Source organism: Arenimonas daejeonensis, from assembly GCF_007993735.1.
Classification (GTDB): Bacteria; Pseudomonadota; Gammaproteobacteria; order Xanthomonadales; family Xanthomonadaceae; genus Arenimonas; species Arenimonas daejeonensis.
In genome coordinates this window covers 1334425-1352005 of record NZ_CP042453.1, presented here as the reverse complement: position 1 = coordinate 1352005, position 17581 = coordinate 1334425, and the positions used below count along the sequence as shown (strand labels likewise).

17 protein-coding genes and 1 pseudogene are annotated in these 17581 nt (G+C 69.3%); 16 read left to right on the top strand and 2 right to left on the bottom strand.

Annotated elements, in window-relative coordinates; all coding sequences use genetic code 11:
- Nucleotides 1–7 precede the first annotated feature (7 nt).
- From FRZ33_RS06420 to FRZ33_RS06350, 16 genes are all read left to right on the top strand, one after another.
- A complete protein-coding gene (locus FRZ33_RS06420) occupies nt 8–826 on the top strand; it encodes a tetratricopeptide repeat protein (RefSeq protein ID WP_146908518.1) in 819 nt (272 codons plus the stop codon).
- Nucleotides 827–915: 89 nt separating this feature from the next.
- Nucleotides 916–1959 (top strand): hypothetical protein, encoded by a 1044-nt coding sequence (locus tag FRZ33_RS15415; RefSeq protein WP_174754939.1) that lies wholly within the window; start codon nt 916–918, stop codon nt 1957–1959.
- Nucleotides 1887–2717: a tetratricopeptide repeat protein gene (locus tag FRZ33_RS06410; protein ID WP_146908516.1), complete on the top strand. Its 831-nt coding sequence runs from the start codon at nt 1887–1889 to the stop codon at nt 2715–2717. Before FRZ33_RS15415 ends, FRZ33_RS06410 begins: the two co-directional genes overlap by 73 nt.
- The gene (locus FRZ33_RS06405) at nt 2714–4591 is read left to right on the top strand and encodes a tetratricopeptide repeat protein (protein WP_146908514.1); all 1878 of its coding nucleotides are present in this window, start codon (nt 2714–2716) and stop codon (nt 4589–4591) included. Before FRZ33_RS06410 ends, FRZ33_RS06405 begins: the two co-directional genes overlap by 4 nt.
- Before the next feature lie 15 nt (nt 4592–4606).
- Nucleotides 4607–5119, top strand: a complete 513-nt coding sequence (locus tag FRZ33_RS15125) for a hypothetical protein (protein ID WP_158637127.1) — start codon at nt 4607–4609, stop codon at nt 5117–5119.
- On the top strand, nt 5044–6687 hold the full coding sequence (locus tag FRZ33_RS06400) for a tetratricopeptide repeat protein (RefSeq protein WP_158637126.1): 1644 nt from the start codon (nt 5044–5046) through the stop codon (nt 6685–6687). Before FRZ33_RS15125 ends, FRZ33_RS06400 begins: the two co-directional genes overlap by 76 nt.
- Nucleotide 6688: 1 nt before the next feature.
- The gene (locus FRZ33_RS06395) at nt 6689–8215 is read left to right on the top strand and encodes a hypothetical protein (RefSeq protein ID WP_146908510.1); all 1527 of its coding nucleotides are present in this window, start codon (nt 6689–6691) and stop codon (nt 8213–8215) included.
- Nucleotides 8173–8559 (top strand): hypothetical protein, encoded by a 387-nt coding sequence (locus FRZ33_RS06390; RefSeq protein ID WP_146908508.1) that lies wholly within the window; start codon nt 8173–8175, stop codon nt 8557–8559. Before FRZ33_RS06395 ends, FRZ33_RS06390 begins: the two co-directional genes overlap by 43 nt.
- On the top strand, nt 8556–9542 hold the full coding sequence (locus FRZ33_RS06385; protein WP_146908506.1) for a hypothetical protein: 987 nt from the start codon (nt 8556–8558) through the stop codon (nt 9540–9542). The genes FRZ33_RS06390 and FRZ33_RS06385 overlap by 4 nt, the downstream gene beginning before the upstream one ends.
- A 267-nt stretch (nt 9543–9809) precedes the next feature.
- A complete protein-coding gene (locus FRZ33_RS15120) occupies nt 9810–10451 on the top strand; it encodes a hypothetical protein (protein WP_158637125.1) in 642 nt (213 codons plus the stop codon).
- Nucleotides 10376–11215: a tetratricopeptide repeat protein gene (locus FRZ33_RS06375; RefSeq protein WP_158637124.1), complete on the top strand. Its 840-nt coding sequence runs from the start codon at nt 10376–10378 to the stop codon at nt 11213–11215. The genes FRZ33_RS15120 and FRZ33_RS06375 overlap by 76 nt, the downstream gene beginning before the upstream one ends.
- A gap of 4 nt (nt 11216–11219) precedes the next feature.
- Complete coding sequence (locus FRZ33_RS06370) at nt 11220–12605, top strand: hypothetical protein (RefSeq protein ID WP_146908500.1); 1386 nt, start codon at nt 11220–11222, stop codon at nt 12603–12605.
- Entirely contained in the window at nt 12602–13045 is a 444-nt protein-coding gene (locus tag FRZ33_RS06365) for a hypothetical protein (RefSeq protein ID WP_146908498.1), read from the top strand. Before FRZ33_RS06370 ends, FRZ33_RS06365 begins: the two co-directional genes overlap by 4 nt.
- 89 nt (nt 13046–13134) lie before the next feature.
- Nucleotides 13135–13959: a methylenetetrahydrofolate reductase [NAD(P)H] gene (metF, locus tag FRZ33_RS06360; protein WP_146908496.1), complete on the top strand. Its 825-nt coding sequence runs from the start codon at nt 13135–13137 to the stop codon at nt 13957–13959.
- Nucleotides 13863–14636, top strand: coding sequence for a DUF4124 domain-containing protein (locus tag FRZ33_RS06355; RefSeq protein ID WP_146908494.1), 774 nt, complete (start codon nt 13863–13865; stop codon nt 14634–14636). Before metF ends, FRZ33_RS06355 begins: the two co-directional genes overlap by 97 nt.
- Before the next feature lie 57 nt (nt 14637–14693).
- Nucleotides 14694–15611, top strand: coding sequence for a branched-chain amino acid transaminase (locus FRZ33_RS06350; protein WP_146908493.1), 918 nt, complete (start codon nt 14694–14696; stop codon nt 15609–15611).
- Here the strand turns inward: FRZ33_RS06350 and FRZ33_RS06345 are convergent.
- Nucleotides 15608–16894: a HAMP domain-containing sensor histidine kinase gene (locus tag FRZ33_RS06345; RefSeq protein WP_146908491.1), complete on the bottom strand. Its 1287-nt coding sequence runs from the start codon at nt 16892–16894 to the stop codon at nt 15608–15610. The genes FRZ33_RS06350 and FRZ33_RS06345 overlap by 4 nt on opposite strands.
- Nucleotides 16895–16898: 4 nt before the next feature.
- A pseudogene (locus tag FRZ33_RS06340) lies at nt 16899–17581 on the bottom strand (response regulator transcription factor).

Here is a 17581-nt window from a genome sequence, read left to right as displayed (position 1 = left end):
CGCGCAGGTGCGCGAGGCCGTGGAACGCGAGGCCCGGCTTGCGCTCGAACTGGACCCGGACATGGCGGAACCGCATGCAGTGCTGGGCGCCTTCTACACCGCCGAGCGGCGTTTCGCAGACGCCAGCCACGCCTTCGAACGGGCGCTGGCGATCGAGCCCGACGACGCCATCAGCCACTACTGGCTGGCCACGCACCAGATGGTCGTCGGTTACCTGAAGGAAAGTTCGCGCCACCTGGACCTGTCGCTGACGGTGGATCCGCTGTTCCCCAGTGCGCTGATCTGGCGCTGCTACGGCTACGAGCGTGAAGGCCGGCTGGAGCTGGCGGAAAAATACTGCCGGCTGGCGATGGACGCCGGCCTGCCGTTCGGCGAAATGGGCCTGGCCCTGCTCAGCCACCGCCGCGGCGAAACCGCACAGGCCATCGAGCAGATGGGCCGCGGCATGGTGCCGCTGCTGGCCGGCTACCCGGAGGGCAGTGCACAGGTGGTCGCCCAGGGCATGTTCGGCGACGCCGACGCGCGGGCCCGCGCGCTGGACCTGATCGACGCACAGCTTGCGCGCCAGTCCGATGCCGACCCCGGCATCATCACCTTTCCCTTGATGTGGATGGGCCGCACCGACCAGGCCTTCAGCCTGGTGGTGCACGGCCAGAGCAATGCCTCGCTGTGGATCTACCTGTGGGGGCCGTACGGCGGCGAGGTGCGGAAATCGCCGGCCTTCCTCGCCTTCGCGCGCCGCACCGGCCTGGTGGACTACTGGGATGGCCGCGAGGCGCCCGACCTGTGCCCCCGCAACAAGGAAGGCGCCTATGTCTGCGAATGACCCGGTGCACGGATGAGCCTGCTCACCGAACTCCGCCGCCGCAACGTGATCCGCATGGCCGGCCTGTCTGGGTCGGGGCCTGGCTGGTCGTGCAGGTGGCGGAGACGGTGCTGCCGGCGTTCGACGTGCCGGGCTGGGTGCTGCGGGCGATCATCATCCTGCTGGCGCTGGGCTTCATTCCGGCGCTCGTGTTCGCCTGGGTCTACGAGCTGACGCCCGAGGGCATCCGGCGCGAAAAGGACGTGGACCGTTCGCAGAGCATCGTCGACCAGACCGCGCGCAAGCTCGACATCGCGGTGATCGTGATGTTGTTCGCGGTGGGTGGGCTGGTGTTGTGGCAGCGGACGGCAGGACAGGGGTCAGAGTCGATTCCGCTGGCGTCTTCCGCGGATGCGCCGTCCACGGCAAGGGAAACTGACGCTGACCCCGGCCCTGATCCCGGCACGACGCCGGGCACGTCGATTGCCGTGCTGCCTTTCGTCAACCTCAGCGCCGACGCCGCCAACGAATTTTTCTCCGACGGCATCACCGAGGAAATCCTCAACGCGCTGACCCACATCGAAGGCCTGAAGGTCGCCGGCCGCACTTCCTCCTTCCACTTCAAGGGCAAGAACGAAGACCTGAAGGCGATCGGCGCGGCGCTGGGCGTCGCCCACGTACTCGAAGGTTCGGTGCGCCGGCAGGGCGACCGCGTGCGCATCACCGCCCAGCTGATCAAGGTGGACGACGGTTTCCACGTCTGGTCGCAGAACTATGACCGCACGCTCGACGACATCTTCGCGGTGCAGGACGAGATCAGCACGGCGATCGCCGCGGCGCTGGAAAGCCGGCTGATGCCCGGCGGTGGCAATGCTGCCGACATCGACCCGGCGACATACGACATCTACCTGCACGCACGGCAGGCGCTGGCGACGCGGGAGGGGCACGCATCCAGGAGGCGGCCGACCTGTTCGCGACCGTCAACGACCAGGCCCCCGGTTTCGCGCCGGCCTGGGCCGGCCGCGCGAAGGCCCTGGCGCTGCTGTTCAACTACACCGGCGGCGCGCTCGATCCGGCCAAGGTGGACACGGCGCTGCAGGCGGCCGACCGCGCACTGGCCCTGGACCCGGCGAACGGCGAGGCGCTGGCGATGAAGGGCTTCACGCAGGTGCTGTACCGCTGGGAGTTCGCCGCGGGGCTGGCCTCGGCCCGCGCCGCGATGGCCGCCGCACCCAATGACGCCGAGGTGCTCAACTTCGCCGGCGATACCTTCCGGTTCGTCGGCGCACTGGACGAGGCGCTGGTGGCGGAAAAGCGCGCGGCCGAGCTCGACCCGCTGTTTTTCGTCAACCACAGCGACTACGGCTGGATCCTGCTGATGCGCCACCGCGCGCGCGAAGCCGTGGACAACGGCGACCGGGCACTGCGGCTGGCCCCGGACTACTGGTCGGCGATGGACATGCGGGCGCGCGCTTTCCTGGCGCTGGGCGACACCGACGCGGCCGCGGCGGAAGTCGATGACTTCGCGAAGCTGGTGCCGGACATCTTCACCATCGACGAACTGCGCGCACGCGTCGCGATAGCGCGGGGCGACCTTGAGACCGCACGCGTCCACGCGGCGGCACTGCAGCGGCGCGCAGACGCCGGCGAGACGGTGTACTACACGCTCGCCACGGTGCACGCCAAGCTGGGCGACAACGCCGCCGCGGCACGTGCGCTACAGCAGGCGTTCGCGGATCGCGACCCGCTGATCGTCGGCGACATCGAATGGGTCCAGCGCAGCGACTGGCCGGACGACCCGGCCCTGCAGGCCATCCTCGCCCGTCCCGAACTCGAACCGATGTTCACCGCCCGCGCCCGCTTCGCCGGCGACGGTCCCGCCACCGACCACGCCGCGAGTCCCGCCCGATGACCCTGTTTTCCGAACTCAAGCGCCGCAAGGTGATCCGGGTCGCCGGGCTGTACCTGGTCACCGCCTGGCTGCTGGTGCAGGTGGCCGAGACCCTGCTGCCGATCTTCGGAACGCCCGACTGGGTGCTGCGTGTGCTGGTGGTGCTGCTGGCGCTGGGGTTCGTGCCCGCCCTTCTCTTCAGCTGGGCCTTCGAGCTGACCCCGGATGGGTTGCGCCGCGATACGGCGGCGGGCATCGATCCCGAGGCGCGCAGCGCCGGCAACCGGCGGCTCGATATCGCGACATTGGTGGTGGCATTACTGGCGATCGGCTTGCTGGCGTTCGACCGGTTCCTGCCTGGCGACGCGCCGGCGGCCGTGGAAAAGGGGTCAGAGTCGATTTTCGCCGGCGCGATGCCGGCGACAGGCGAGGACCCGGGGGCGGAAATCGACTCTGACACCGGATCTGACGCCAGCGAGAAGTCCATCGCCGTGCTGGCTTTCGCCGACATGAGCCCCGGCCAGGACAACGAATACCTGGGCGACGGCATCGCCGAGGAAATCCTCAACGCGCTGGCCAAGGTGGATGGCCTCAACGTCGCCGGCCGCACCTCGTCGTTCCGCTACAAGGGCAAGGACGAAGACCTTCGCGTGATCGGCCAGGCGCTCGGCGTCGCGCATGTGCTGGAAGGCTCCGTGCGGTTGCAGGGCGACCAGGTGCGCATCACCGCGCAGCTGATCCGCACCGCCGACGGTTTCCACCTGTGGTCGGAAACCTACCCGGGCACGCTCGACGACGTGTTCGCGCTGCAGGAAACCATCGCCCGCGCCGTCACCGACGAACTGAAGGTCCGCCTCGGCGCCGGCCAGGAAAAGAAACTGGTCGACGCCGGCACACAAAACAGCCAGGCCTATGCGCTCTACCTGCAGGCCTCGATGATCTTCCACCGCCGCCTGGGCCCGCGCATGCCCGAGGCCGAGGCGATGCTGCACAAGGCCGTCGAACTCGACCCGGGTTTCGCCCGCGCCTGGGCGCGCATGGCCTCGCTGCGGGCGATCGCGCGCAACTACACCAGCGTCGACCAGTCGGGCGCGCGCGAAGGTGTCGAGGAAGCCGCCCGCAAGGCGATCGCGATCGATCCGACCCTGGCCGAACCGCACGCCGCGATGGCGCTCAACTTCGGCAACACCCGCCGTTTCGCCGACGAGCGCGCCGAGTTCGCGCAGGCGCTCAAGCTCGATCCCGACGACCTGATGGCCAACCTGTGGCTGGGCACGACGCTGGAAACCACGGGCTACCTCGATGCCTCGGAGAAGCAGCTCGACAAGGCGTTGGAACTCGACCCGCTGCTGCCGATCGCGTTGCTGTGGCGCGGCCAGGCCCATGTCTCCGATGGCGAGATCGAGATCGGCGAGCGGCAGCTGCGCCTGGCCGACGAAAGCGGGCTGGCCTTCGCCGGGCTGGGGCTGGCGCAGCTGGCCGTGCAGCGCGGCGATGTCGAAACGGCGGCCCGTCATTTCGACACCGCCTTCCACGCCCTGGCCTCCGACCTCCCGCGCGCGACCATCACCACTTTCGCCCGCGCCTGCGCCGGCGATCCTGCGGCGCGCGATGCCGCCCTGGCCGGCGTCGACGAGGTGCTGGCGATGAAAACCGCGGCGGTCCCGGGCGTCGCCGTCTACACGCTGATGACGCTGGGCGAAACCGACCGCGCGTTCGACCTGATCGGGCCCGCAGCGACGTCCAACGACCCGCTGGTCTTCGGCACCCTGTTCCGCAACTTCTGGCCGGAAGCACGCAGCTCGCCCCGCTTCCCCGAACTCGCCCGCCAGGTCGGCTGGGCGGCGCTGTGGGACCGGGAAGGCCCCCGACGGCTGCCGCAAGACCGGCAATGACTGGATATGCACGCCATGAGCCTGCTGGCCGAACTGCGCCGCCGCAACGTCATCCGCATGGCCGGCCTGTACCTGGTCGGCGCCTGGCTGATCGTGCAGGTGGCGGAGACCGTGCTGCCGGCCTTCGACGTGCCGGGCTGGGTGCTGCGGGCGCTGATCATCGTGCTGGCGCTGGGTTTCGCGCCGGCGATTGTGTTCGCCTGGATCTTCGAGCTGACGCCCGAAGGCCTGAGACGCGACGGCAAGGTGGCGCCGGAGGACTCGATCGCGCCGGTCACCGGCCGGCGCATGGACCGGATGATGGTGGTCGGCCTGGTCGCGGTGATCGCGGTGATGGCGATCGAGCGGTTCTGGCATGTGCCCGCGGCGCCGGCCGTCGCCGACGTCTCCGCGGCGGCGGCGGCCGCGCGCCTACGCCTGCGGCACCCGCCGTATCGGACAAGTCGATCGCCGTGCTGCCGTTCGAGAACCTCAGCTCGGACCCGGACAACGCCTACTTCGCCACCGGCATCCAGGACGAGATCCTGACCCGGCTCTCCAAGATCGGCGCGCTGAAGGTGATCTCGCGCACCTCCACGATGAACATCGCCAGCAAACCGGCCAACCTGCCGGAAATCGCGGCGATGCTGGGCGTGTCGACGGTCCTGGAAGGCAGTGTGCAGAAATCCGGCAACACGGTGCGCATCAACGTGCAGCTGATCCGCGCCGCCACCGATGAGCACCTCTGGGCCGAAAGTTACGACCGCCAGCTCGATGACGTGTTCGCGGTGCAGGGCGAGGTGGCGCGTGCCGTTGCCGACGCACTGAGCGCCGCGCTCACCGGCGCCGAAAGCGACGCGCTGAATGTCGCGCCGACGACGAACACCAAGGCCTACGAGTTCTACCTGCGCGGACTGGCCCTCGAGGCGCGCTACACCAACGTCCAGGAAGAAATCGCCGAGCGCGCCGATGCCTACCGCAAGGCGGTGGAGCTGGACGCGTCGTTCGCCCTGGCCTGGGCCAACCTGTCGGGCGCCCTGACCGAAATGTATTTCAACGAGCGCACTGACGCCCGCAAGGCCGACGCCAGGAATGCCCTCGATCACGCGCTGTCGCTGGCCCCCGAGGCGGCGGAGACCTGGTCCGCCCTCGCCATCTACCGCTATTTCGTCGAGCGTGACTACGACGGCGCCTTCGAGGCCTATTCCAAGGCACTGGCACAGCGCCCCAACGACGGCCTGATCGTTTATTCGATGGGGAATGTCCGCCGCCGCCAAGGCCGCTGGGACGACGCGGTGGCATTGCAACAGCGCGGCACCGAAATGGACCCGCTGGCGACCAACACCTGGTTCAACTACGGAATGACGCTGCGGGCGCTGCGCCGCTACGACGAGGCGCAGGCCGCCTTCGACCGCGGCCTGGCCGCGGTACCGGGCGATCCGGAACTGGTCATCCAGAAGCTGGTCACTTTCGGCGCCAGCGGCGACCTGGCCGGCGGCAACAACTACGTGCGAACCCTGTCCGCCGATGCGTTGCTGGACCCCGGCATCGCCCAGGCCGTGGCCTTCGGGCATCTGCTGCAACGCGACTTCCCGGCGGCGCTGGCGGTGCTGGAGGCGGTGCTGGCGCGGGCGGACCCACTGTCAGAGCGCGACCGCAATCAGACGCAGGTCGCGCTGGCCGGCGTGCAACTGGCGATGGGAGACCGCGAGGCGGGCCTGGCAGGCATGAGGGCCGTCCGTGACCGCCTCCAGTCCGTGGTCGACAGCGGCAACACGAGTCCCTATCTGCTCAGCTTGCTGGCATCGGTCTATGCCGAGCTGGGCGACAAGGCCACGTCCTACCGGTTGGCGAACGAGGCCGTGGAAGGCTTGCGCGCCGATGCCCTGGGCCTGCCCGGAGGCCTCGAAACCAAGGCCTTCGTCCACATGCTCGGCGGCGACAAGGCCGAGGCCGTCGCATTGATCCGCCAGGCCCAATCGCTGCCGATGGTGTACGGGCCGACGCCGGCGTTGCTGCGCAACGATCCGATCTGGGACGACCTGCGCGGCGAACCGGGATTCGAGGAACTGACGCGCGACGGCGCCGTCCCCCTGCAGACCGGAGGTCCGCGCTGACATGAACCTGCTTGCCGAACTGCGCCGTCGCAACGTCATCCGGGTCGCCGGCCTGTACCTGGTCGGCGCCTGGCTGGTGGTGCAGATCGCGGAAACCCTGCTGCCGATCTTCGAGACGCCCGGCTGGGTGCTCAAGGCGCTGGTGGTGCTGCTGGCGCTGGGTTTCATCCCGGCGCTGGCGTTCGCGTGGGTGTTCGAGATGACGCCCGAAGGCCTCAAGCGCGAGCACGAGGTCGACCGTTCGCAAAGCGTGGTGGACCAGACGGCGCGCAAGCTCGACATCGCCGTGATCGTGCTGCTGCTGGCGGTGGGTGGGATGGTGTTGTGGCAGAACCAGCGTGCGCCGGATGCGGGGTCAGGGTCACTTTCGCCCGCCGTATCGGCGGAAGACCCGTCGGCATCCGCTGGAGAAAGTGAACCTGACCCCATCGCCACCGAGACCAAGAGCATCGCGGTGCTGCCCTTCGCCGACTTCAGCCCCGGCGGCGACCAGGCCTGGTTCGCCGACGGCCTGAGCGAGGAAATCCTAAACGCCCTGGCGCGCACGCCGGACCTGCAGGTGGCCGCGCGCACCTCTTCGTTCCGCTTCAAGGGCAGCGAGCTGTCGATCCCGCAGATCGCCAAGGAGCTGGGCGTCGCGCACGTGCTCGAAGGTTCGGTGCGCAGCACGCCCGAACGCATCCGAGTCACCGCCCAGCTGATCCGCGCCGCCGACGGCTTCCACGTCTGGTCGCAGAACTACGACCGCGACGCCGCCGACATCATCGCCATCCAGGAAGACCTGGCCACGCAGATCGCCACCGCGATGCAGACCAGCATGGACCCGGCGGCGCTGGCCGACATGGCCAAGGCCGGCACGCGTTCGGTCGAGGCCTACCAGGCCTACATCCGCGGGGTGGCGAAGACGTTTACGTACGACGCGAAAGACTCCCGTGAAGCCTACGAGTACTTCGAGCAGGCACGCAGCACCGATCCGGCCTTCGCCGCCGCGCACTGGCGCGCGGCCACGTACTGGCTGGCGCAGATGGACCCGACGCAGACGATCGCGGTCATGAGCGACACGACCTATGCGGAAATGTCGGACAACTTCGCCGAACGCATCGACCTGGCGATACGCCATGCCCCGAACGAACTTGAGCGCAGCCAGTACCGGGGCCTGAAGGCCGAACGCGACCTGCGCTGGCGCGAAGCCGTCGATATCTACCGGGCCTTCCTGGTCGAGCGCCCGGGCAACCTGGAGGCCACCAGCCAACTGCTGGCGCTGGCCGTTGCGATGAGCGACGACGCGTCGGCGCGGGAACTGCTCGACCGCATCTGGCCCCTGGCGCAGACACGCATCGAGTTCGCGCTGGCGCACCTCAACCATGCCCACCGCCTGCCCGACCGCAGCCGGGCTGCCGACGAGGCGCAGGCGCTGGCCGAACGCTGGCCAGACCATCGAGGCGTGCTCTACCAGGCCCATCGTGCGCTGCTGTGGGGGGCCGCGTGGACGAAGCGCGGACCGTACTGGAGCGCCTGCGGACGCTGACGGAAGCCGGCGACGAGTGGTCGACCATCCCGCCGGCGCGCCAGGCCTGCGCCGAGGGCCGCCGCGAGGAAGTCGAAAAGGCCCAGGAAACACTGGATCCGGCTGACTATTCGCAGCGCTGGCACCTGCTGATGCTGCTGGGACGCGACGATGAAGCCACCGACCTGCTGCAGGCGCTCGAAAAGGCCGGCAACACCTTCGCGCTGGGCGGCTTCACCGCCTACCGCCACTTCGACCCGACGCCGTTCCCGTCGCTGATGCGCGCGCTCGAACGCGAGAAGGTGCAGCGCGCGCCGCCGATCCCGCTGCCGTTCGCCTGCCCGCCGGCGAAGGCCGCGCCATGATCCTGCGCCGCCTGTCGCAATCGCTGAGGGAGCAGAACTGGACGGCGATCGTCATCGAGTTCGTACTGCTCGTGGCCGGCGTGTTCCTGGGCATCCAGGCGGCGAACTGGAACGAGCAGCGCACGCAACGGCTCCAGGAACACAGTTTCCTGGCCCAGCTGCACGACGAGATCTCCGCCAACGACGACACCATCGCGCATCAGATGCGCTACCTCGGCCAGGTGATCTCCGGCGGCCGCCGGGCGTTGGCGTACCTGCAGTCCGGGGAAGACTGCGTTGCCGCCTGCGAGGCCCTGCTCATCGACTTCTTCCACGCATCGCAGATGTGGGGCACGCCTTTCGCCAGGGCGAAGTACGAAGAGACCCGGCGGCTCGGCTTTCCCTCCCATCCGCCGACACGCGTCGCCGTCGACGACTTCTACAGCTTCATCGACGGCTGGGACGCCGTCACCGCCACCCCGCCGCCCTACCGGGAGCGCATCCGGGGCCACTTCACCCCGGAGGCGGCGCAGGTGCTGTGGCGGGGGTGCTGGCACGCGGTCACCGCCCGGTCCGAAGAGCTGCGCCGTGACTGCGAAGCGGACCTGGAGCCCTGGATGCAGCGGCCATGCTGGGGACCATCCGCGCCGATACCGGACTGGTCCATGAACTGCGCTTCTGGCTCGGACAGAACATCTTCGCCGAACGCGCGTTCCCCCAGGCGCGCGAGCTTGCGCAGGCGGCCAGGACGGCGATCTCCAGCGACACGAGGGATGACCGATGAGGCTGCTGGCCGAACTGCGCCGCCGCAACGTCATCCGCATGGCGGGCCTGTATCTGGTCGGTGCGTGGTTGATCGTGCAGATCGCCGAAACGCTGCTGCCGATCTTCGGCACGCCGGACTGGGTGCTGCAGACGCTGGTGGTGCTGCTGGCGCTGGGCTTCCTGCCGGCGCTGGTGTTCTCGTGGGTGTTCGAGCTGACGCCCGATGGCCTGAAGCGTGACGCCGACGTACCGGCCGAACAGTCGATCGCCGCGCAGACGGCGCGGCGCATGGATCGGCTGATCCTGGCCGGGATGCTTGCGCTGGCGATGCTGATCGTCGGCGAGCGGCTGTGGCCGCGGGTGCGCCGGAAACCGCGGCGACGACGACGGCCACCGACCCGACTGCCGCGACCGATGCGGCGAACGCGCAGGATCCAGCCGCAACCGCCGCAAACGGGGGCACCGCGCCCGCCGCCGACGCAAGCGCGCCAGCCAACTCAATCGCCGTGCTGCCCTTCGTCAACATGTCCGGCGAGGCCGACAACGAATATTTCTCCGACGGCATCAGCGAGGAAATCCTCAACGTGCTGGCCGGCGCCGGCGAGCTGCAGGTCGCCGCGCGCACGTCGTCGTTCTCGTTCAAGGGCAAGGATGTCGAAGTGCCGGAGATCGCAAAGGCACTGAACGTACGCATGGTGCTCGAGGGCAGCGTGCGCCGGCAGGGCGAGAAGGTGCGCATCACCGCGCAGCTGATCGACGCGCGCAACGGCTTCCATGTCTGGTCGCAGACCTACGACCGCGACCTGCAGGACATCTTCGCGATCCAGGACGAGATCGCGAAGGCGATCGGTGCCGAACTGAAGGTGAAGATCGGCGGCGGCGCGGGGGATCGACACCCGGCAGCGGCACCAGCAACCTGGCCGCGTACGACCTGTACCTGCGGGGCATGCAGCACTTCCACCTGCGGCGCGGGGACGACCTGTGGGAGGCCATATCGCTGTTCGAACAGGCGGCGGCCGCCGATCCGGCTTTCGCGCAGGCCTGGGCCGGGCAGGCGCTGGTCTATTCGGTCATGCCGGCCTACACCGACCGGATCGGCTGGGCGGAGTCCGACCGGCTCGTTCTGGACCGGGGACTGTACGCGCTGACCCTCGACCCGCTGCAGCCGGAGCCCTACGCCGCGATGGCGATGCTGTTCGAAACGAACGACGCCACCTGGGAGGCACTGCTGGAACGCGCCATCGCCCTGCGACCGTCGTTCGCGACCGCACACCAGTGGCTCGGCACGCGCCTGATGGCCCGCGGCCGCCTTGACGAAGGCCTGGCGGCGATGGAGCGCGCTTCGGCCCTGGACCCGCGTTCGGCGGTGATCGCCAACAACCACGCCCATGTCCTGCTGGCCGCCGGACGCACGGCCGATGCACGGCAGCGCTGCGAGCAGAGCCTGGCGATCACGCCCGACGACGTCTCCTGCCTGCAGTACCTTGGCATCGCCGCTCTGCTGCTGGGCGACTTCGATGCCGCCCGGACCCACCTGCGGAAGCTGTCGGAGGCCGGTGTCGGCAACGCCGGCGACCAACCCGACCGGATCATCGACGCGCTGTCGGGTAAGGGTGACCGCAAGGCCGTGGCACGCGAGCTGGCGGCCCTGCCCTTCAACAGCAATGTCATCCCCGGCAGCGGCAATTCGATGGAGGACCAGATCGTGGCCCTGGTGCTGGTGCTGCTGGGGGAACACGCGCTGGCGCTGGACTACGTGGAGCGCATTTCCGGCGAGCTCGGCAATACCATGGACTGGGGCGTGATGTTGCCGGGCATGGACCCGATCCGCTGCGATCCGCGCTTCCAGGCGGTCGTCGCGAAGCTGGGCGCGAAGGACCCTCACGCCGCCACCGTTTGCGCGGGAGGATGACACCATGAGTCCGATCGCGGATCCGCGCCTCCGCAGCGCCCTTCGCGCCGGCCTGGCTTGGCTGGCGTTGACCTGGCTGCTGGCGGCGATCGCCAACCTGCTGTTCCCCGCGGTCGGCCTGCCGCTGACGGCGGTGCGCTGGCTGCTGGCGGCGATGGGCATTGGTCTGGTGATCGTGCTGGCGCTGGCGTATTCGCGCGGTACGCGCCGCTTTTCCGACGACGACGCGGCGCGTACCGCCCACCGTATCGACCAGGCGACCGTGGTGCTGGTGCTGGCCGCACTGAGCCTGTCGCTGCTGCACCAGTTCCTGCAGCCCTATGCCGACCGGAAGGACGTCGCGGTCGCACCGGTTGAAGCGCCGGTGCCCGCACCCGCACAGCCCACGATCCCGATCGACCCGCATTCGATCGCCGTGCTGCCCTTCGCCAACCTCAGCCCCGACCCGGACGACGCCTATTTCGCCGACGGCCTGGCCGAGGAACTGCGCAACGTGCTCGCGCGCATCGACGGCCTGAAGGTGACCTCGCGCAGTTCCTCGTTCCAGTTCCGCGACGGCGCCACCAGCGCCGCCGAGATCGCCGCGCGGCTCGGCGTCGCCCACCTGCTGGAGGGTTCGGTGCGCCGGCAGGACCAGGACGTGCGCATCACCGTGCAACTGGTCGATGCGGTGTCGGAACGGCAGTTGTGGTCGAACACCTACGAACGTGGCCTGGGCGACATCTTCGGCGTACAGCAGGAGATCTCGCAGGCGGTGGCCGATGCGCTGGCCGATTCGCTGGGCGTGCGCGAGGTGCAGGTCGCGCCTTCGACGCAGGACCTGCAGGCCTACGAGATGTTCCTGCGCGGCCGGCAGCTGTTCGTGCAGCGTGGTGCCAACCTGCCGGCGGCGCGTGGGCTGCTGGAGGATGCCGTCGGGCGCGATCCCCGCTTCGTCGATGCCTGGGCCGCGCTGGCCGGCACCTGGTACGTATGGCGCTCCTACGCGCCCGAACCGGAAGGCGTGGACACCTTCGCGCAGGCCGAAGCCGCGGCGGCGAAGGCGCTGGCGCTCGATCCCGAACACGCGGCGGCGCTGGCGGTGGCCGCCCGCATCGCCGCCGACCGCGGCGACCGCCTGCGCGAAGCCGAACTGATCGGCCGCTCGCTGGCACTCGCGCCCAACGACGCCAACACCCGTTTCTGGAAGGGCCTGGGCCAGTACGAGGCCGGCCACGTCGAGGCCGCGCACGCCAGTTTCCTGCAGGCGCGGCAGCTCGATCCGCTCAGCGGCCTGCATATCGGCTGGGTCGGCATCACCACCCCGGTGATCGCGCCCGCAGCACCGCGCTGCTGCAGGAAGCGCATGCACTCGGCTGGCGTGGGCCGGCCAGCCGGTCGCTGCTGTTGACCGCCCACGCCGCCGGTGACGACACCCGCGCGGCCTACGAAGCCTGGCTGCACGACGACGAGACGCTGCCCGTGCGGCAACGTGCCTTCGCGCGTTCGCTGGCGCCTGCGCTGGCGGATGCGGCCGGCATGGAAGCGGCGCGGCAGCGGCAGCGGCTGCGCGCCGCTGCCGCCGCAGACCCCGGCCTGGAATGGATCTTGTTGCTGCAGATTTTCGGACTCACCGACGAGGCGATGGACGCAGCGCTGCAGTCCGGCCAGCGCGACAAGCAGGTGCTGCGGCTGAGCCTGTGGCACGACGCCTTCGCCAGTTTCCGTGCGCATCCGCGCTTCGACGACTGGGCCCGGCGCGAGGGCCTGCCGGACTACTGGCGCCGTCACGGACCGCCGGACGGCTGTCGCCTCGGCACCCCGTCCACGCCGGTGCTTGCCTGCGACTGAGGGCCTGCCAGGGCCGGTATCGGTCAGATATATCCTTTCATCGCGAATAAGCGATATATTACGGCGCAGCCCACAGCCCAGCCATGTCCATGCCCCGGATCAGCTTCGAGTTCTACCCGCCCAAGACAGACGACCAGCGCGCCCAGCTCGACCGCACCGTGCGCAAGCTCAAGGCCCACGCCCCTGAGTTCGTGTCGGTGACCTTCGGTGCCGGCGGCTCCACCCTGTCCTACACCGCCGAGACCGTGCGCCGCCTGCGCGACGACCACAAACTCAACGGCGTGCCGCACCTGAGCTGCGTCGGCGGCACCCGCGACGAGATCCGGCAACTGCTGGCCGACTACCGCGCCCAGGGCTGCGACCGCCTGGTGGCCCTGCGCGGCGACCTGCCCTCGGGCATGGCCCGCGCCGGCGACCTGCACTACGCCTCCGACCTGGTGCGCTTCATCCGCGCGGAACACGGCGACCATTTCCGCATCGAGGTCGGCTGCTACCCCGAAACCCACCCGCAGGCCGAAGACGCCCTGGCCTGCATCCGCAACTTCAAGACCAAGGTGGACGCGGGCGCCGACTCCGCCATCACCCAGTACTTCTTCAACGCCGACGCCTATTTCCGCTTCGTGGACGACGCCCGCAAGGCCGGCATCACGGTGCCGATCGTGCCGGGCATCATGCCGATCTCGAATTTCAGCCAGCTGCGGCGGTTTTCCGAAGCCTGCGGCGCCGAGATCCCGCGCTGGATCGGCAAGCGCATGCAGGCCTACGGCGACGACGTGGACAGCGTGCGTGCGTTCGCCGCCGACATCGTCGCCGGCATGTGCCGGCGCCTGGTGGAGGGCGGCGTCGGCGAACTGCATTTCTACACCCTGAACCTGGCGCGTCCGACCGAGGCCGTGCTCACCCGCCTGCGCTGAGCTTCGCGTTAGGCTGGCGCCATGATCCGCCATGCCCTGTTGCCGGTCGCCTGCCTGCTGGTCCTTGCCTGGACACCGCCCCCGCGGCGGCCCAGGAAGTGCGCCGCTGCGTGGACGCCCGGGGCGTGGCGGTTTACACCGACCGGCCCTGCAACACCGTCGATGCCCTGCCCCGCGAAGCGCCACCCGACCCGGCGGCCGGCACGAGCATCGAAGAGGGCTTCGCGGTGCGTGGCTGCGCCCGGAAGCCCGAGCAGCTGCTGGAAGGCGTGCGCGGCGCGCTGGAGGCCCGCGACGTCAACCGGCTGGCGAACTGGTACCACTGGACCGGCACGGGCAGCGGCGCGGCCCGCTATCTGATGGACGACCTGGAGGCCATCGCCGAGCGGCCGCTGGTGACGGTGGAGCTGATGTATCCCGGCCCGGCCCTGACGCAAGGGGAAAGCGTGCTCGCGGACCCTGGGGTCGGGTTCACTTCCCCGGAACCCACGGCATCCACCGAAAACACCGGGGAAGTGAACCTGACCCCGCTTTCGACCCCGCCTGCGGACGCACCGGACGCCCCCGAACCCGACCGCCTGCGCGTCCGGCAGACGGCCAGCGCCGCCGACATCAGCGCGGTGGAGACCGAGTTCCGCCTGGTCGAAAACGCCGGCTGCTGGTGGATCGAACGCTGAAGCTGCCGCGGCCGCGGGCTAGCGGATAAACTGCGCGCCTGCCCGCAGGAGTCCGTCATGACGCAGCACTACCCCGAACACATCTGGCACAACGGCAGCATCAAGCCCTGGGCCGAGGCCACCGTGCACGTGATGGCGCACGGCCTGCATTACGGCTCGTCGGTGTTCGAGGGCATCCGCAGCTACGCCACGCCCAAGGGCCAGGCCATCTTCCGGCTCACCGACCACCTCAAGCGCCTGTACGCCTCGGCCAAGATCTACGACATGCCGATGCCCTACGACGTGCCGACCCTGGCCCAGGCCTGCCGTGACGTGATCACCGCGAACAAGCTTGAGAAAGCCTACCTGCGCCCGATCGCCTACCGCGGCCTGGGCGGTTTCGGCCTGTCGGCCGACACCCCGACCGACCTGGCCATCGCCGCCTGGCACATGGGCCCGTACCTGGGACCGGACGTGCTGGAAGCCGGCATCGATGCCTGCGTGTCGAGCTGGCAGCGTTTCGCGCCCAACACCATCCCGGCCGGCGCCAAGGCCGGCGGCAACTACCTGTCGGGCCAACTGGTGGCGCGCGAAGCGCGGCGCCTGGGTTTCGGCGAGGGCATCGCGCTGGCGTCCACCGGCCTGCTCAGCGAAGGCGCGGGCGAGAACCTGTTCCTGGTCATCGACGGCGCGCTGCACACCACGCCGATCAGTGCGGCCCTGCTCAACGGCATCACCCGCAACACCATCATCACGCTGGCCAAGGCCAACGGCATCGAGATCGTCGAGCGCGACATCCCGCGCGAATACCTGTACCTGTGCGATGAACTCTTCATGTGCGGCACCGCCGCCGAGATCACGCCGATCCGTTCGGTGGACGGACGCCAGGTCGGCACCGGCAAGCCGGGGCCGATGACGCGGCGCATCCAGGACCTCTACTTCGGCCTGTTCGACGGCCGCACGGCCGACGCTCACGGCTGGCTCGAGTACGTCTAGGCCCCGTTGGCGAAACGAAGCGTCGCCACGGCGCCGCGCTCTTCGCCGGGTTCGATGCTGACCTGCCAGCCGTAGAGTTCGCACAGGCGGCGCACGATCGACAGGCCGATGCCGCCGCCGCTGGTGCCGGTGGCGCTGGAGCCGCGGTAGCCACGCTCGAACAGGCGCGCCGCGTCCTCCGAACTCAGGCCCGGGCCGGTGTCTTCGATGCGCACCTGGTCGGCCTCGACCACGATCCGCACGCCGCCTTCGTTGGTGTACTTGCAGGCATTGCCGATCAGGTTGCCCAGGGCGACCGAGAGCACCGCTTCCGGCGCATCCACGAAAGTGTCCTGGCGCCCTTCCACCACCACCTGCACCGGCTTGTCGCCCAGCTGCACGCGCCCGGCGTCGGCCAGCTGCAGCACCAGTTTGTGCACGTCGGTGCGGCCGGTGCCCCGTTCGTTGCGCGACAGCAGCAGCAGCGCCGTGGTGAGGTCGGTGCATTGCAGCGCGGCGCGGTCGATGCGCTGCAGGCGCTGGCGCGTCTTGGGCGGCAGGTCGGGATTGGCCAACAGCAGTTCCGCGGCGCCGCGGATCACCGCCAGCGGCGTGCGCAGTTCGTGGCTGACGTCGGAGTTGAATTCGCGGTCGCGTTTCACCAGCGCGGTCATGCGCTCGGCGTAGTCGTCCAGCGCCGCCGCCAGCTCGCCCACTTCGTCGTCCGGGAAATGCGGCGCCAGTTTCTCTGGCCGGTCCTTGCCCGACATGTGTTCGACCCGGCGCGCCAGGTCGGTCACCGGGCTGATCACCCGCGACGAGGACCACACGCCGACCAGCCAGGCCAGCAGGGTCAGCATCACCACGGCCACCGCCAGCACGATCAGCATCTGCTGCTGGCTTGCCGCCTCGCGGGTGTAGTCGTAACGCAGGAAGCCGACGATGTCGGGCGTGCGGTACACCGCCATCTTGTAGTGCCGCAGCCGCCCGCGCTGGTCGTTCTCCTGCAGGTCGTGGATGCCGGTGGGCAGGTCCCGCCAGGCGAAGGCGATCTGGGCGCTGTCGGGGCGGTAGACGAAGCCCTCGATCTGGCGCGTGAACGAGAACCGGGCGTCGGGCGCGGGGTTCTCGCGCTTGAACTGCACGAAATTGTCGGCCTCGCGCAGCAGCCAGGATTCGACCAATTGATTCTCGAGGCGGGCACGCAGATAAATCGTCGCCCCGGCGAACAGAGCCGTCAGCCCGAACCCGAGCAACAGGAACGAAAGGATGATTCGCGTGCGCAGCCGATGCCGGTAGCGCATGGGTTCAGCCTGCGTCGGGGTCGGCGATCCGGTAACCGATGCCATGGCGGGTCTGGATCAGGGCCTTGTCGAAAGGCTTGTCCACCGCGGCGCGCAGGCCATGGATGTGCACGCGCAGGGAGTCGCTGTCGGGCAGTTCTTCGCCCCAGACCCGCGTTTCAAGCTCCTGGCGGGTGACGACCGAGGGCGAGGATTCCATCAGCGACTGCAGGATCTTCAAGGCCGTCGGGTTGAGCTGCAGCAGCTTGCCGCCGCGGCGCACCTCGAGCGTGTCGAGGTTGTATTCCAGGTCGGCCACCAGCAGCACGCGCGGCTGGGCGGCCTTGCCCGCGCCTGGCCAGTACGGCCAGGCGGGCCTCCACTTCCTGCAGCGCGAAAGGCTTCACCAAGGTAGTCGTCGGCGCCGGACTCGAAACCCTCGAGCTTGTGGTCGAGGGAATCGCGTGCGGTGAGCATCAGCACCGGCGTCTGCTTGCGGCCTTCCTGCCGCAGCTTGCGGCAGACCTCCAGGCCATCCATGCCCGGAAGGTTCAGGTCCAGCACGATGGCATCGAAGTCGTTGACCACGGCAAGGTGCAGGCCGGTCACGCCGTCGGCGGCGTAATCAACCGTGTGCCCGCGGTCTTCGAGGTAATCGCCGAGGTTGGCGGCGATGTCTCGGTTGTCTTCTACGACCAGGATGCGCAT

Bases quoted from the DNA above. Each gene is read 5' to 3' on its own strand.
- metF (WP_146908496.1), top strand. From the start codon at position 13,135: ATGCCCCGGATCAGCTTCGAGTTCTACCCGCCCAAGACAGACGACCAG.
- FRZ33_RS06385 (WP_146908506.1), top strand. From the start codon at position 8,556: ATGATCCTGCGCCGCCTGTCGCAATCGCTGAGGGAGCAGAACTGGACG.
- FRZ33_RS06370 (WP_146908500.1), top strand. From the start codon at position 11,220: ATGAGTCCGATCGCGGATCCGCGCCTCCGCAGCGCCCTTCGCGCCGGC.
- FRZ33_RS06395 (WP_146908510.1), top strand. From the start codon at position 6,689: ATGAACCTGCTTGCCGAACTGCGCCGTCGCAACGTCATCCGGGTCGCC.
- FRZ33_RS06350 (WP_146908493.1), top strand. From the start codon at position 14,694: ATGACGCAGCACTACCCCGAACACATCTGGCACAACGGCAGCATCAAG.
- FRZ33_RS15125 (WP_158637127.1), top strand. From the start codon at position 4,607: ATGAGCCTGCTGGCCGAACTGCGCCGCCGCAACGTCATCCGCATGGCC.
- FRZ33_RS06405 (WP_146908514.1), top strand. From the start codon at position 2,714: ATGACCCTGTTTTCCGAACTCAAGCGCCGCAAGGTGATCCGGGTCGCC.
- FRZ33_RS06345 (WP_146908491.1), bottom strand. From the start codon at position 16,894: ATGCGCTACCGGCATCGGCTGCGCACGCGAATCATCCTTTCGTTCCTG.
- FRZ33_RS06375 (WP_158637124.1), top strand. From the start codon at position 10,376: ATGCCGGCCTACACCGACCGGATCGGCTGGGCGGAGTCCGACCGGCTC.